Source organism: Streptomyces scabiei 87.22 (genome assembly GCF_000091305.1).
GTDB lineage: Bacteria > Actinomycetota > Actinomycetes > Streptomycetales > Streptomycetaceae > Streptomyces > Streptomyces scabiei.
The window spans coordinates 3,469,382-3,483,789 of the sequence record NC_013929.1; the positions used below are offsets into that span (position 1 = coordinate 3,469,382).

14 protein-coding genes are annotated in these 14,408 nt (G+C 71.6%); 4 read left to right on the plus strand and 10 right to left on the minus strand.

Annotation, left to right across the window (positions count from 1 at the left end; genetic code table 11):
* Nucleotides 1-57: 57 nt before the first annotated feature.
* Complete coding sequence (locus SCAB_RS14525; protein WP_037728500.1) at nt 58-1,170, minus strand: SDR family oxidoreductase; 1,113 nt, start codon at nt 1,168-1,170, stop codon at nt 58-60.
* A gap of 190 nt (nt 1,171-1,360) precedes the next feature.
* On the opposite strand from SCAB_RS14525, the gene SCAB_RS14530 reads away from it, so the two are divergent.
* Nucleotides 1,361-2,776, plus strand: coding sequence for a zinc-dependent metalloprotease (locus SCAB_RS14530; RefSeq protein ID WP_013000835.1), 1,416 nt, complete (start codon nt 1,361-1,363; stop codon nt 2,774-2,776).
* Entirely contained in the window at nt 2,773-3,288 is a 516-nt protein-coding gene (locus tag SCAB_RS14535) for an NUDIX hydrolase (RefSeq protein ID WP_013000836.1), read from the plus strand. The genes SCAB_RS14530 and SCAB_RS14535 overlap by 4 nt, the downstream gene beginning before the upstream one ends.
* A gap of 155 nt (nt 3,289-3,443) precedes the next feature.
* Here the strand turns inward: SCAB_RS14535 and SCAB_RS14540 are convergent, their stop codons facing one another.
* The 4 genes from SCAB_RS14540 to SCAB_RS14555 all read right to left on the minus strand — a co-directional run bounded on the left by SCAB_RS14540 (nt 3,444) and on the right by SCAB_RS14555 (nt 7,366).
* On the minus strand, nt 3,444-4,196 hold the full coding sequence (locus tag SCAB_RS14540; protein WP_013000837.1) for an AIM24 family protein: 753 nt from the start codon (nt 4,194-4,196) through the stop codon (nt 3,444-3,446).
* 27 nt (nt 4,197-4,223) lie between these two features.
* Nucleotides 4,224-4,901: an AIM24 family protein gene (locus SCAB_RS14545; RefSeq protein ID WP_013000838.1), complete on the minus strand. Its 678-nt coding sequence runs from the start codon at nt 4,899-4,901 to the stop codon at nt 4,224-4,226.
* Between the two features lie 8 nt (nt 4,902-4,909).
* Nucleotides 4,910-6,526, minus strand: a complete 1,617-nt coding sequence (locus tag SCAB_RS14550; protein ID WP_013000839.1) for a TerD family protein — start codon at nt 6,524-6,526, stop codon at nt 4,910-4,912.
* A gap of 243 nt (nt 6,527-6,769) precedes the next feature.
* Nucleotides 6,770-7,366 (minus strand): M48 metallopeptidase family protein, encoded by a 597-nt coding sequence (locus SCAB_RS14555; protein WP_013000840.1) that lies wholly within the window; start codon nt 7,364-7,366, stop codon nt 6,770-6,772.
* A gap of 218 nt (nt 7,367-7,584) precedes the next feature.
* Here SCAB_RS14555 and SCAB_RS14560 point away from each other — a divergent pair, with 218 nt between their 5' ends.
* Complete coding sequence (locus SCAB_RS14560; protein WP_013000841.1) at nt 7,585-8,850, plus strand: TOMM precursor leader peptide-binding protein; 1,266 nt, start codon at nt 7,585-7,587, stop codon at nt 8,848-8,850.
* Nucleotides 8,843-10,198, plus strand: coding sequence for an ABC1 kinase family protein (locus SCAB_RS14565; protein WP_013000842.1), 1,356 nt, complete (start codon nt 8,843-8,845; stop codon nt 10,196-10,198). Before SCAB_RS14560 ends, SCAB_RS14565 begins: the two co-directional genes overlap by 8 nt.
* 75 nt (nt 10,199-10,273) lie before the next feature.
* Here the strand turns inward: SCAB_RS14565 and SCAB_RS14570 are convergent, their stop codons facing one another.
* From SCAB_RS14570 to SCAB_RS14590, 5 genes are all read right to left on the minus strand, one after another.
* Nucleotides 10,274-10,483, minus strand: coding sequence for a hypothetical protein (locus SCAB_RS14570; RefSeq protein WP_037728491.1), 210 nt, complete (start codon nt 10,481-10,483; stop codon nt 10,274-10,276).
* Nucleotides 10,484-10,632: 149 nt separating this feature from the next.
* Nucleotides 10,633-10,956, minus strand: a complete 324-nt coding sequence (locus tag SCAB_RS14575; protein ID WP_037728489.1) for a hypothetical protein — start codon at nt 10,954-10,956, stop codon at nt 10,633-10,635.
* On the minus strand, nt 10,953-11,321 hold the full coding sequence (locus tag SCAB_RS14580; protein WP_005480495.1) for a WhiB family transcriptional regulator: 369 nt from the start codon (nt 11,319-11,321) through the stop codon (nt 10,953-10,955). The genes SCAB_RS14575 and SCAB_RS14580 overlap by 4 nt, the downstream gene beginning before the upstream one ends.
* Before the next feature lie 173 nt (nt 11,322-11,494).
* Nucleotides 11,495-11,818, minus strand: a complete 324-nt coding sequence (locus SCAB_RS14585; RefSeq protein ID WP_013000845.1) for a hypothetical protein — start codon at nt 11,816-11,818, stop codon at nt 11,495-11,497.
* A 164-nt stretch (nt 11,819-11,982) separates the two neighbouring features.
* Nucleotides 11,983-14,205 carry an ATP-dependent DNA helicase UvrD2 gene (locus tag SCAB_RS14590; RefSeq protein WP_013000846.1) on the minus strand — a complete coding sequence of 741 codons (2,223 nt, stop codon included), beginning with the start codon at nt 14,203-14,205 and terminating at the stop codon, nt 11,983-11,985.
* Nucleotides 14,206-14,408: the final 203 nt, after the last annotated feature.

The following is a 14,408-nucleotide window of genomic DNA, read 5'->3' on the forward strand; positions in this document are numbered from 1 at the left end:
GCCGTCCCGGCGAGGACACCCCTCAGCGAGGGCCCCCTTCGGCGAGGGGGCGCGTCCTCAGCGCCGGCCCCGCGCCTTCCGGGCCCGCCGCACCAGCGCCGCCGTGCCGAGCAACGCGACCGTCGCCCCCGCGGCACCCGCCGCCGTGGCGTCCTTGCGCCCCAGACGCCGTCCGGCCACGGTGTGCCGCCCGGCGACCTCCTCCAGCAGTTCCGCCAGCACTTCCTCGTTCGTCCACAACGGCCGCCACCCGGCATCGTGCAGCCGGCTCCCGCTCACCACCCACGGATACATCGTGTAGGCCAGGTCCCCGGCCGGCGAGGGCGTCAGTCCGATCCGGTGCAGCCGGGCGGCGGCACCGAGTGCGACGGCGGACGGCAGCTCCATGCGCCGGATCCCGCTGAGCTCCTCGACCTCCTCCTGCTCCAGCCATCCCTCGCAGCCGACGGCCAGCTCCCCGTCGACCTTCTCCAGCACGGCATACTCCAGCGCGCCGCACAGGTCCTCGACGTGACAGAACTGCCAGGCGGGCCGCGATCCGGCCACCACCAGCAGCCGCGGCGACTCGAAATACCTGGTCAGGGCGGTGTCCGTGCCTCCGACGAGCGTCGCCGGGCGGACTACGGTGACATTGAGGCCCGGATGGGCGCGCGGCGCCCGGCGTGCGAGGCGCTCGATCTCCAGCAGGTCGCCGACCCCGGTGGCCTCGGCGGTCGCCCTCAGCTCGGCGTCCTCCGAGAGCGGCAGCTCGTTGTCGGGCAGCGCGCCGTAGACCATCGCCGAGGTGCACAGCACGACCCGGTGCACCCCGGCCGCCGCGGACGCCGTCAGCACGGTCTGCGTCCCGCGCACGTTGTACGCGCTGCGGGCCGCCGCGTCGGCGCCCAGGTCGAGGTCGACCGCCAGGTGCACCACGACGTCCGCCCCGCGCAGCTTCTCGGCGATCGCCGGGTCCCGGACGTCCAGGATGTGCCACTGGGCGGCCGCGCAGTCGCCGCGCCGTTCGTCGATGGCGATGACCTGGCGGATCCGGTCGGACTCGGCGAGCCGCTCGGTGAGCAACGCTCCGACGCCGGACGCGGCACCGGTGACCGCGACGACGGGCCCGCGCACGGCGGGAGTGGTGGATTGGTTTCGCGCTGCGCGAACCTGTGGATCTGGGGAACTCACCGGGCGTCTCCAGCGGTTGTCTTCAGTACGAACGCGGGCGACGCGTGCGTACCAGGTGGCATCCATCCTGCCGCAGGCCATCGGTCGGCGGAGCACCGAGGCCTTAACCCGCCGTGGTGTCTAGGCTGGGTGGTGTTCGGGCAGCCGCGCCGTCGGAGAAAACCGATGGCCCTATCAGCCGAGGAATCCCGTGAGTGACACCCCATTCGGATTCGGCCTTCCGCCGGAGGAGCCGGACGACGGCGACGAGGGCAAGAAGAAGGACCAGGAGAGCGGTGGTGGTCAGGGACCGGCCAACCCGTTCGGCTTCGGGTTCCCCGGGGCCGGCGGTCCCGGCGCCGACAATCCGTTCGCCGCGATGTTCGGTTCCATGAACCCCACCGACCTGGGAGCGGCCTTCCAGCAGCTGGGCCAGATGCTCTCGTACGAGGGCGGTCCGGTGAACTGGGACATGGCCAAGCAGATCGCCCGCCAGACGGTCGCCCAGGGGACCGCCGACGGCACCAAGGACGCGAGTGTCGGCCCGGCGGAGCGCACCGCCGTCGAGGAGGCCGTCCGCCTGGCGGACCTGTGGCTCGACGACGCGACGTCCCTGCCGTCCGGCGCGGGCTCCGCCGTGGCGTGGAGCCGCGCGGAGTGGGTGGAGGCCACCCTGCCCGCCTGGAAGGAGCTCGTCGACCCGGTGGCCGAGCGCGTCGGCGGCGCCATGGGCGACATCCTGCCGGAGGAGATGCAGGCCATGGCCGGCCCGCTGATCGGCATGATGAAGTCGATGGGCGGCGCCATGTTCGGCCAGCAGATCGGGCAGGCCGTGGGCGTGCTCGCGGGCGAGGTCGTGGGCTCCACCGACGTGGGCCTGCCGCTCGGCCCGGCCGGCAAGGCCGCGCTGCTGCCGCTCAACGTGGAGGCGTTCGGCAAGGACCTGGGCGTCGGCAAGGACGAGGTGCGGCTCTACCTCGCCCTGCGCGAGGCCGCCCACCAGCGGCTCTTCGCCCACGTGCCCTGGCTGCGCTCGCACCTGTTCGGCGCGGTCGAGGGCTACGCGCGCGGGATCAAGGTCGACACGGCCAAGCTGGAGGACGTGGTCGGCCAGTTCGACCCGCAGAACCCCGAGGAGCTGCAGCAGGCACTCCAGCAGGGCATGTTCCAGCCGGAGGACACCCCGGCGCAGAAGGCCGCCCTGGCCCGCCTGGAGACCGCTCTGGCGCTGGTGGAGGGCTGGGTGGACGCGGTGGTGCACGCCGCCGCGAAGCCGCGCCTGTCGTCCGCGGACGCGCTGCGCGAGACCCTTCGCCGGCGTCGCGCCACGGGCGGCCCGGCCGAGCAGACCTTCGCCACGCTGATCGGTCTGGAGCTGCGCCCCCGCCGTCTGCGCGACGCCTCCCGTCTGTGGGCGTCCCTCACCGACGCGCGCGGTGTCGACGGCCGCGACGCGCTGTGGGCCCACCCCGACATGCTGCCCACCGCCTCCGACCTGGACGACCCGGACGGCTTCGTCCACCGTGAGCAGATGGACTTCTCCGAGCTGGACAAGATGCTCGGCGAGGCCGCGGGCGGCTCCACCGAGAAGCCGGACCTCAAGAAGAAGGACGACGACACCGAGTGAGCCTGCACGACGACGCGGTCCTCGTACTCAAGAGCTACGAGGACCAGGCCGAGCTGCGCCAGGCGTACCTCGACCACCTCGCCGCCCACCCGGACGGCATGTGGAAGGCGTGCGGCGACGGGCACATCACGGCGAGCGGCCTGGTGATCGATCCCGAGCGCGGCCGGGTGCTGCTCACGCTCCACAGGAAGCTGCGCATGTGGCTCCAGATGGGCGGCCACTGCGAGCCCGGGGACAGCACGCTCGCGGGCTCCGCCCTGCGCGAGGCGACGGAGGAGTCCGGCATCGCGGGCCTGACGCTCCTGCCCGGCGGTCCGGTCCGGCTCGACCGCCATCACACGCCGTGCGCCTGGCACCTCGACGTCCAGTACGCCGCCCTCGCCCCCGTCGGCGCCGTCGAGGCGATCAGCGACGAGTCCCTCGACCTGCGCTGGTTCCCCTACGCCGAGGTCCCGGCCGTCGCCGACGACTCGGTCGTACGTCTGCTGGACGCCGCACGCGCACGGCTCTGACGTCGCTCTTCGGCGTCGCTCGTCGGTGTGGCGTCGGCGGGCGGCGGGTGTGCTGCCGGTGGATGGTGGGCATGCCCCCGCCGGGGGGACGGACACAGTAAGGGGCGTCCGCCAGGCGGACGCCCCTTACCCGTGTGCCGACGCGCGTGCCGTCGTCAGTTGCGGCTGCCCCCGAGGGAGTTGCCGCTCAGACCGCCGCCGCCCATGCCGAACTGCCCGAGCACCCCGGACGTGCGCAGATGCTGCGGCGGCAGCAGCTCGCTCGGCTGCACCAGGACGTGCCCGTGGCCGCCGAAGTGCATCTCCCAGCCCTCCCCGGTGGAGCCCCTGCGGCGCCAAACGGCGGACGTCGAGGTCGGCGCCTGGAGCTGGGTCCGCAGCGAGGTGGACCAGGCGATGACGGCGTCCGAGTCGACGCAGATGTTCTTCTCGGGCGTCACTTCCAGGGCGAGCGGCGCCCCCGAGGTCATCAGGACGACCTTGCCGCCACCGGACAGCTCCAGGTTGTACGCCCCGGCCGAGGCCACCTCGACGGCGCTGTCCACGGCGACGATGCCAACGTTCAGGGAGCCGTCGAAGGCGAGGACGGCGGAGGAGTCGACGGTGATGCCGCCGCCGACCTCCATGATGTGCAGGTACTGCGCGAAGTTGGCGAGGTACACGACCCCGTTGCCCTTGCAGCGCATGAGTTCGAGGCGCTCACCGGTCATCCGCTCGGCGTTGCGCCAGCTGCGGTTGCGGTACTGGCTGTCGAAGTCGACCTGCCCCTCGAAGGCGACCATGGCGCCCTGGCGGGCCAGGACCGGGCTGCTGCCGATGGTGATGTCGGTCTTGAGCAGCTGCGGGTTCTGCAGTGTGTAGCGCTCGGTGTGGTTCACCGGGATGTGCGCGAAGAGCGTGCTGTGCATGGTGTGCTGTTCTCCTCTCGGCCCCGGTCAGCCACGGATCTTGAAACGGTCGCCGGTGTCCTCACTGGGCTGGACGACCACGAAGCCTCGTCCCTTGAAACCGATCTGGAAGGCTTCGCCGCTGCCCCGGCCGATCAGCGCACTGGCCTTGATGGTGCGGCGGGCCTTCATGTCGAGGCCGTCGGTCCAGGCGATCAGCGCGTCCGGGTCGACGTACGTCTCCCGTTCGGCGCAGTCGAGGGAGATCGGCACGCCCCGGCTGACCAGGGCGACCCAACCGGTGCCGCGGATCACGAGGTTGGTCAGGCCCGAGCCGGAGAGCTTGGCGAGGCCCTTGACCGGCTCGATGGTGAGCTGGAGCGAGGCGTCGCAGGCCAGGAGCGTGGGGCCGTTGACGGACAGGGCCTCGTTGTTCAGGTGGAGGATGAGGACGTCGCCGCCGTAGTCGGCGAGGTACAGGTCCCCGTCGCCGCGGCAGAGCATGAGCTTGCCGCCCTCGCCGCTGACCATCTCCTCCGCGCTGCGCCGCAGGGTGGCGGGCGGGCCGTCGAACTGTACGTAGCCGTCGTACGCGATCATCGAGCCGGCCTTGGCCAGGAGGTCCTGGCCGGTGACCATGGTGACCTTGAGCGTCTTGGAGCTGTGCACGCTCATACGGACGCCGGTGGCGGCGGAGCGGTGGGCGTTGAGTGTCTGGAGGTCCATGCTCTGCCTCACACCTCGAAGGGCTGGACGACGACGAAGTTGCCGGGCGCGCCGCGGAACTGGAGGTTGACGGCCTCCTGGGTCTGCCGGGCGTACCCGGAGCGGCGCAGCCTGAGCGAGGTGGTGGTGACGGCCTGCGCTCCCGCGGACCAGGCGATGACGGCGTTGCCGTCGACGTAGGTGGCCGGGCCGACGGGCAGGACGACGGGGACGCCGCGCGTCTTGACGACGACCGCGCCAGTGCCGGAGAAGAGCATGCTGAACAGGCCGCCGCCCGGCAGGCCCGCGCCCTCGATCCGGCGGACCTCCGTGTCCAGGGCCTCGTCGAAGGCGAGGACGCCCGGCGCGCTGGTGTAGAGCTGCTCGTTCTCCAGGCGGATGACGAAGAGGTGGCTGCCCTCGTCCGCGAGGAACACCTCACCGTCTCCGGAACAGCGCATCAGGGACATGCCCTGGCCGGTCAGCTGGCCCGTCAGCTTGCCGAGCAGGCCGGAACCCTTGTGGGCGAAGTCGATGTCGCCCTGGTAGGCGACCATGCTGCCCTGCTTGGCGAGGATGTTGGCGCCCTTGGTGAGCGTCGTCCGCACCAGTTGCGGATTCTGCTCGGTCCAGCGGTCCCCGACGGGTGCCTCGGAGTACTTCGTCAGAACGGCCCTCAGTCCCGCCTCCGGCGGCACCGGCGCGAGCTGCGTGCCACCGCCGAAGGGCTGGGCCTGCCCCGGGAAGGCGCCGGGAGCGCCGGGGGGCGTGAACGGTCCGCCCTGCGGGGCGGCGCCGGGGGGCGTGAAGGGGCCGCCCTGGGGCGGCGCACCCGGAGGAGTGAAGGGACCTCCCTGGGGCGGCGCGCCGGGCGGGGTGAACGGGCCACCCTGCGGGGCCGGCGGTGCCGGGGGCGGGACCGTGCTGGCGGGCGGCATGTGCAGGGGCGCGGCGATGGTCGGCGCGGCGTGCACGGAGGGGGAGGGCGCGGGGGGCGCGTATCCCTGCGGGGGCACCGGGGCCGGAGCCGCCGGAGCGGCGGGGGCGCCGAACGCGGGTGGGGCGAAGCCGGGGGCGGCACCGGACTGCGGCGGCTGCGGTGCGGCGGCCGGCTCCTCCTCGGCGACCTCGCCGCCGAAGTTCTTCAGCAGCGCGTCGAGGCCGCCGTCGAAACCCTGTCCGACGGCCGCGAACCGCCACACGTCCTTCAGGTAGAAGTCGCCCAGCATCACGGCACGCTCGGTGGAGAACTCCGAGCCGTCGAACGGGTACCGGGCCACCTCCTCGCCGCCCGCGACGATACGGACGTACCCGGGGGCGATCTGCGACATCTGGCCGTTGCCGTCGATGGTCGCCGTGAAGGACAGCTTCTGGATCTGGGGCGGGATCCTGTCCAGAGTGACGCGGAAGGACTCCGTGTCACCGGACTGCGCACCCAGGAGCTGGATCGACTCCTCGGGGGACTTCGGCTGGTTGAAGAAGACGAAGTAGCGGTCGTCCGACAGCCGTTCGTCGGCGTCGAGACCGAAGCAGCTGATGTCGAAGGTCAGCCCGGGGCCGGAGATCTGTACGCCTACGTACAGATCCGTACCCGCGGTGAGGTCACTGATCTTGGCCTTGTGGCCGCGTTGGAATTCCCTGGCCATGCGTTACGACCGTCCCCCATCCCGAAAGTGCGTGCGCCTGCGAGTGCGTCGCGTCAGGCTAACCGCAAAGTCGTGAAGCGTACGAGGCTGGTACAGAGACGGTACAAAAGCGCGACTTCGGTCACGGCTCCCACAAACGCACACACATGCGGGGCGTCCCTTCCGTGATGCTCTCCTCCGGGCCGCCGCGCGCCCGCGGAGCACGGGCCGAACCGCGTTCCGGCGAGCGGCCGGGGAACGATGTCACTCGTCCGGGGCGAGCGGCAGGTGCGGCAGCCGGTCGGCGGCGACCACCCCTTCGAGGTAGCCACGCGCCCGCTCGGTGCGCGGATACTCCTCCAGCAGCTGCCAGAAACGGGGACCGTGCCCCGGTACGAGCAGGTGTGCGAGTTCATGGAGAAGGACGTAGTCGACGACGTACTCGGGCATCCCCTGCAGCCGGTGCGACAGACGGATGCTGCCCTCGGCGGGGGTGCAGGAGCCCCAGCGGGTGTTCTGGTTGGTGACCCACCGCACGGAGGCGGGGCGGGCGCGACCACCGAAGAACTGGTCCGAGAGCCGCTCGGCGCGCTCCGTCAGTTCGGTGTCCCCGAGACGCCGTTTGCTTTCCTGCGCCGCCAGCTTGTCGAGCATGACGGTCACCCAGCGTTGCTCCTCGGCCTCGGACATCCGGGCGGGGATGAGCACGACGGTGCGATCGCCCTCGCGGTACGCGGAGACGGTTCTACGCCGTCGCGCGCTCCTGCGGACCTCGATCGCGCTCGCTCGTGAGCCGCTCGGCGGCTGGCTCGTCGTGCTGCGCTGTGGCTTTCCGGCGCGGTGCAGTGGGTCGGCGGGCACGTCCCGACGTTACCCGCTGCACACGGGGGAAGTCCCGCCTCCGGAAGGGTTCGATATCGATCCGCCCTCCGAGCGCCGGATTTGTACTACGGATGGCGTTGCCTGTGGACAACTTTCGGCAGGCATCGTCGCGGTCCGTGCATGCTGGCACTCGCCGGCGAACCGTGCGCTCGCACCGCCGGCACCCAGCGACCGATTCAGAGCTGACGGGGGCCGAGATGCATCCGATGGTGAAGCCCGCGCTCCGGCGCGGCTGGCGGGACCTCAACACCGTGCAGTTCGGTCTGGCACCGGCACACGCCATGGTGCTGGGCCCGATGGACACGGCGACCGGCAGTTTTCTCTCCCTGCTGGACGGGACACGCGGGCTGCCGCTCCTGCGCGAAGAGGGACGCCGGATGGGGTTGCCGGACGGCCATGTGGACGGGCTGGTGGACCGGCTCACCCGGTCCGGCCTGCTGGACGACGCGACGGGCGGCGGTCCGGCGGCGGACGAGTTGCGCGGCAAACGCGAGGTCATGGAGCGGCTGCGTCCCGACTCCGCCGCGCTCTCGCTGATCGCGTCCGAACCGGGTGACTCCTTGAAACGCCTGGCGGCACGCCGGTCACTGAGAGTGCAGGTACGGGGTGCGGGCAGGGTGGGCGCGGCACTCGCCTCCCTGCTCGCGGCCGCCGGCGTCGGCGAGGTGGACGTTCGCGATGTCGGCCGGGTCGAGCCGTGGGACGTGACGCCCGGTGGCCTGCCGGCCGAGTCGATCGGTGAGCGCCGCGACATGGCCGCGCGCCGCGCCGCCCGCCACGCGGCACCCGATCGCCCGCCCCGTCGCCGCCGCGGGGCCCGGCAGCACGCGCACCCGGCCGAGGACACGCCGATGGACCGTCTGCGCGACGAGCCGGGCTTCTCCCTGGTGGTGCTCGCCCCGCGTGCCGGTGTCGACGTCCACGCTCCGAAGCCGTCGGCCGCCGAACCGCTCATCACCTCGGGCACACCGCATCTCTATGCCGGCGTGGTGGAGGGGACCGGCGTGGTCGGCCCGCTGGTCCTGCCCGGCGAGACGGGATGTGCGGGCTGCCTCGACCAGAGCCGTGCCGACCGCGACGAGACCTGGCCGCGGCTGGTCGCGCAGTGGCGCTCCGGCCGCCCCCATCAGCTCGAAGCCTGTGATGTCACGCTGGCCACGACCGTCGCGGGACTGGCCGCGGGGCATGCGCTCGCGTTCCTCGACGGGCAGCTGCCGTCCAGCGCGGGAGCCCGCTGGGAGGTCTCCGCACCGGGCTTCGACTGGCACCCGCGCCCGGTGTGGCCGCACGCCGCGTGCTCCTGCTCGGCCGCCGAGAACGGCGACAGTGCGAAAGGTAACGGGGAACACACCCCGAAGGAGGGGGAGGCGCGCGCGACAATGGCGGAGCAACAGCGGTCAACGAGGTTGTCCCGCAAGGCACACGCGGCACGGCCTGCTGGGACTTGGAGGGCGCATGTCTGATCTTCCCCGCAAGGCGGTCACCCGGACCGCCAAGCTCGCCGCGCTTCCGCTCGGCATCGCCGGCCGGGCCACCTGGGGACTCGGCAAGCGGATCGTCGGTGAGTCGGCGGAGCTCGTGGGCCGCGAACTCCAGCAGCGCACGGCGGAGCAGCTGTTCAAGGTCCTGGGCGAGCTGAAGGGCGGTGCGATGAAGTTCGGGCAGGCCCTGTCCGTGTTCGAGTCGGCGCTCCCCGAGGAGGTCGCGGGCCCCTACCGCGCGGCTCTGACGAAACTCCAGGACGCAGCTCCCCCGATGCCGACCCGTACGGTGCACTCCGTACTGGAGGAACGCATGGGGGAGGACTGGCAGAAGCTGTTCCTGGAGTTCGAGGAGAAGCCGGCCGCCGCGGCCTCGATCGGCCAGGTCCACCGCGCGGTCTGGCACGACGGCCGCGCGGTCGCGGTGAAGGTGCAGTACCCGGGCGCGGGCGAGGCCCTGCTCTCCGACCTCGGCCAGCTCAGCCGGTTCGCACGCCTGCTGGGCCCGCTGATCCCCGGGATGGACATCAAACCGCTCATCGCGGAGCTGCGGGACCGGGTCTCCGAGGAACTCGACTACGGCCTGGAGGCCCAGGCCCAGCAGGCGCACGCGGAGGAGTTCGCGGACGACCCGGACGTCGTGGTCCCGGCCGTGGTGCACCAGTGCGAGCAGGTGCTGGTGACCGAATGGATGGAGGGCACCCCCCTGTCCGAGGTGATCACCGACGGCACTCAGGAGCAGCGTGACCGGGCGGGCCAGCTGCTGACCCGCTTCCTGTTCTCCGGTCCGGCCCGCACCGGGCTCCTGCACGCCGACCCGCATCCGGGCAACTTCCGTCTCCTGCCGGACGAGAAGCTCGGCTGGCGCCTCGGCGTCCTGGACTTCGGCACGGTGGACCGGCTGCCGGGCGGCCTGCCGGCCACGATCGGCGCGGCCCTTCGGCTGACGATCGAGGGCGAGGCGGAAGCCGTCTACGAGATGCTCCGCGCGGAGGGATTCGTCAAGGAGTCGATAGACCTGGATCCGGACGCGGTCCTCGACTATCTGCACCCGATCATCGAACCGGTCCGCGCCGACGAGTTCTCCTTCGCCCGCGGCTGGATGCGCAGTCAGGCCGCCCGCATCGCCGACCCCCGCTCCCCCGCGCATCAGCTGGGCAAGCAGCTGAACCTGCCCCCGTCCTACCTCCTCATCCACCGGGTGACGCTGAGCACCATCGGTGTCCTGTGCCAACTCGGCGCGACGGTCCGCATGCGCGACGAACTGGAGGAGTGGCTGCCCGGTTTCCTGACCGACGAGGAGGAGGACGAGTCGGCCGCGGAGGCGTGAGCGGTTCGCGCGGCGGCCTGGTCGGCCGCCCGCGCGATCCCGGCCCGAGGAAAGGCACGGGAATCGGACCAGGGTTCACCACCAGGCCGAGTCCAGTCGTCCCTCGATGGCCCGCAGGTTCTCCCGGGTGCAGTTCTCGCAGAAGTAGTGCCGTCGGCCGTGCTCCACGGAACAGATCCACAGGGGCTGAGGGGCTACGGCGGTGATGCCGCAGCGGGCGCACACGAGGCTGTGGGGTTCTGCGGTCGAGCCGCTGTTGTCGCTGTCTCCGGAAAGACTCGTCACTCGGCGACGATAGCCCCGCGCTCCGCGGATCCGTGGTCACCACGCACCGCGGGGGCCGGCCCGTTCGGACCGGCCCCCGCGGGGAGTCACTGCTGTCGGTGGTTCTGCTGTGCCCGGCCGGGCCGGCTATGCCGGTTGCCGTGCGGCCGCTACTGCATGACCGCCATGGCGAGCGCACGGCGGGCACGCATCGACGCGCGCTCGGCCCGGCGCTGCATCCGGCGGGCGACCGCCAGGCGCATGGCCCGGCGCTCCTGCTCGGCCTGGTGCAGGCGCTCGTGCATATGCGCACGAGCCAGGGCTTCTGGCATGAGATGCATCTGTCGGGTCCTGTTCTGACGCGAGGTGTTCGCGCCGGTGGTGGTGAAGTGTGAGGTCGCGGAGCCGGCGGGCTCGCTCGTGGACGGCTTCATCGGGGCCTGCTTCTTGGGATCGTGCGTGAGGGGGCGGTCGATGGTTCCGGTGATGTTCATGCTGTGACCGGGTTCTTGCGCGGGCGGCCACGGGGCCGCTTGCGGGCCACGACGACGCCCTGGACGAAGAGCTCGCCACCCCAGACGCCCCAGGGCTCACGCCGCTCCTTGGCGCCGGCGAGGCAGGCCTCCATCAGCGGGCAGGTGCGGCAGAGGGATTTGGCGTACTCGACGTCGGCCGGCGACTCGGCGAAGAAGACCTCCGGGTCGTAGGAGCGGCAGGGGACGGGTACGCCGAGGTTCTCGATGGCGTCGTCGAGCGCGGTGAGCGCGGTGAGGGGGGTCAAGGTGGAGTCCTCCGTGAGGCCGGGCGGGGGGATCGTTTCGGAAGGCGGTACGGACGGGGCGTGCGCTTCGAGTTGCACGGTTCGTCTTCCTCGTCTGGTCGTTCCGGCCTGTTGGCCGGTGGCGGCTGGTACCGGGTTCTTTTCTTGTCCCGAGGCCCCTTCGCTCTGTAGTCCCCGGTCGGGGACAAACAGAAGGGCCGCGGATCCCGGATGGGGTTCCGCGGCCCTGAAGGCGCCGGCCTGATCGTCGATCAGGCTGGATCACTCCAGGGTTCAGGCCCACGGAAGGCCCACATCAGGTGGTGCTGCGTCGTCTGCTTCCGGAATCCGGCACCGGCCGCCGCGAAGACATAGGCCTGGGCCTGTGCCTCTACTGCTGCTTCCAGTGCCTTGGTCGGTCGCTCATTGCGCTCACGGACGGGGAGACCCGCCAGAGACACGGAGGGAGCCGGACGGTCGCCAGTGATGGCGGACAGACCGGTACCCAGGTTCGAGACGCCGAGCATGCACAGGGAGACGGCCGAGCGATCGGTCATTTTGACCGTGCTGGTGAAGCTGGTGTTGATGCTGATCACTGGACTCGCCTCCTCTCGGCGTCTATGGGGACCGGCGCGAGCCAATCCGACGGATATGAAGTACACCACGAAACCGGGGCCTCCGAGAAGGCCGCTGCTCTCGTGCCTAAGAACCTATGGGGATTCCCGGGGCATGCGCAAACTATTTTTTCGACGAGTTCGCATCAGTCGTTCCGGTCCTCGCACCCAGGCTCCCGACCTGCGCAGATGTCGAGAACATCGGCCCCGTAGCGCTGCAGCTTTCGGGTGCGCACACCGGGGATGCGGCCGAGCTCAACCGGAGTGCTCGGCCCCGCTTCCGCGATCGCCATCAGGGTTCTGTCGGTGAAGACACAGAAGTCCGGTTGGCCGCTGCGCTGCGCCTGGACCGCGCGCCACTCGCGCAGTCGCTCGTAGAGGCCCTCGTCCATGTCGGAGGGGCAGTCCTCGCAGCGCATCAGCTTCATGTCCCCGGCGTCCCGCAGGGTGCGCCCGCAGACACGGCAGCGGGCGGGCGTCCGGCTGGTGCGGCGGGCGACCGCCTCGGTGCCGCCGGCCGTGCCCTGACCCGTACGGCCGCCCGCCGAGCCCCGTTCGACGCCACCGGTGCCCCCGGCACCGGTCCGGCCCGCCCGGGCGGTGGAGCCGGGGCGCAGTCCGTCGAGGAAGCGGCTGGGACGGCGGCCGGGACGGCCACCGGGCGCCCGGGACAGGGCCCAGGAGACCGACAGTTGCTCGCGCGCCCGGGTGACCCCCACGTAGAGGAGTCGCCTCTCCTCCTCGATCTGTTCGTCCGTTCTCGCGTAGGTGATCGGCATCATGCCCTCGGCGACACCCACCAGAAAGACGACGTCCCACTCCAGCCCTTTCGCGGAGTGCAGGGAGGCGAGGGTGACGCCCTGGACGGTCGGGGCGTGCTGGGCGTTCGCGCGTTCGTCAAGTTCCGCGACGAGGTCGCCGAGTGTCGCGTCGGGTCTGGCCGCGGCGAAGTCGTGGGCCAGGTTCACCAGGGCCGCCAGCGACTCCCAGCGTTCCCTGACCGCGCCGGACCCCGCGGGGGGTTCACCGGTCCACCCCTCGCCGGACAGCACGGCCCGCACCTGCGAGGGAAGGTCGACGGCGTCCTCGAGCAGGGTGTCGTTGCCGCCGAAGCGGGCGGCGGCTCTCAGCGCGGCACCCGCCTTGCGTACCTCGGGGCGGTCGAAGAAGCGTTCCGCTCCGCGCAGCTGGTAGGGCACCCCGGCGTCCGCGAGGGCCTGCTCATAGGTCTCGGACTGGGAGTTGGTCCGGAACAGGATGGCGATCTCGCCGGCGGGCACACCGGCGGCGACGAGATCCCGGATGCGGCGGGCGGCGCCCTCGGCCTCGGCGGGCTCGTCCGTGTATTCGGTGTAGCGGGGCTCCGGGCCCGGTGCGCGCTGCGAGATCAGTTCGAGGCGATGGTCGGCGGCGCGGCCGCGGGCCTGGGACAGCAGACCGTTGGCGAGGTGGACGACCTGCGGCGTGGAGCGGTAGTCGCGAACCAGCTTGACGACGGTGGCCCCGGGGTGACGGTGGCGGAAGTCGAGCAGATGGTCGGGAGTTGCTCCTGTGAACGAGTAGATCGTCTGGCTGGCGTCGCCCACGACGCACAGGTCGTCCCGGTCGCCGAGCCACAGCTCCAGGAGACGCTGCTGGAGGGGGCTGACGTCCTGATACTCGTCGACCACGAAGTGCTGGTACTGGGAGCGGACCTGCTCGGCGATGTCCTGGCGGTCCTGGAGGATACCGACCGTGAGCAGGAGGACGTCCTCGAAGTCGATGACGACCCGCTCGCGCTTCAGCTCCTCGTACACCGCGTAGATCTGGGCGATCTCCGCCGGGTCCCGGGGGGCCTCGCGGCCGTGCTTGGCGGTCGCGGCGGCGTAGTCGGAGGGCACGGTCCGGGTGACCTTGGACCACTCGATCTCCGCTGCGGCGTCGCGGAGTTCATTGCGATCGAGACGGATGCGGCAGGCGGCGGCCGCGTCCGCGACGAGCTGGATCTTGCGGTCGACAATGCGCGGCATGGCACCGCCGACGGCCTTCGGCCAGAAGTACTGGAGCTGGCGCAGCGCGGCCGAGTGGAACGTCCGGGCCTGGACTCCGGCGGCACCGAGCTGGCGGAGGCGGCCGCGCATCTCGCCGGCGGCGCGGTTGGTGAAGGTGACGGCCAGCACACTGGCGGGCTGGAGCATCCCGGCTCGCACGCCGTAGGCGATCCGGTGGGTGATCGCCCGGGTCTTGCCCGTACCAGCGCCCGCCAGCACGCACACCGGGCCGTGCAGGGCCGTCGCCACCGCGCGTTGCTCGGGGTCGAGCCCTTCGAGCACCGCGTCGGCCGAGTCGGGGACCCGCGGGAAGAGGGTGGAGTGCGTTGCTGCTGTCACACGGCCATGCTGCCAGGTCCCCGGAGACGGCCGAGCGAGTTGTCCACAGGCGTGCCCTCGCAGTCGTACTAATGCGGCAAGCGCCCCTGTGTTCGGGCGCGCCCGAAGCGCGCGGTGCGTCCGGAGCGCCCTCTGCGCCCGGCGCGGCCGGTGGGAGGGCAGCGGTGCCGGACGCCACCCGTATAGGGGAATGGCGGGCCCGT

Bases quoted from the DNA above. Each gene is read 5' to 3' on its own strand.
- SCAB_RS14545 (WP_013000838.1), bottom strand. From the start codon at position 4,901: ATGGACCTCCAGACACTCAACGCCCACCGCTCCGCCGCCACCGGCGTC.
- SCAB_RS14575 (WP_037728489.1), bottom strand. From the start codon at position 10,956: ATGAACATCACCGGAACCATCGACCGCCCCCTCACGCACGATCCCAAG.
- SCAB_RS14565 (WP_013000842.1), top strand. From the start codon at position 8,843: ATGTCTGATCTTCCCCGCAAGGCGGTCACCCGGACCGCCAAGCTCGCC.
- SCAB_RS14550 (WP_013000839.1), bottom strand. From the start codon at position 6,526: ATGGCCAGGGAATTCCAACGCGGCCACAAGGCCAAGATCAGTGACCTC.
- SCAB_RS14560 (WP_013000841.1), top strand. From the start codon at position 7,585: ATGCATCCGATGGTGAAGCCCGCGCTCCGGCGCGGCTGGCGGGACCTC.
- SCAB_RS14540 (WP_013000837.1), bottom strand. From the start codon at position 4,196: ATGCACAGCACGCTCTTCGCGCACATCCCGGTGAACCACACCGAGCGC.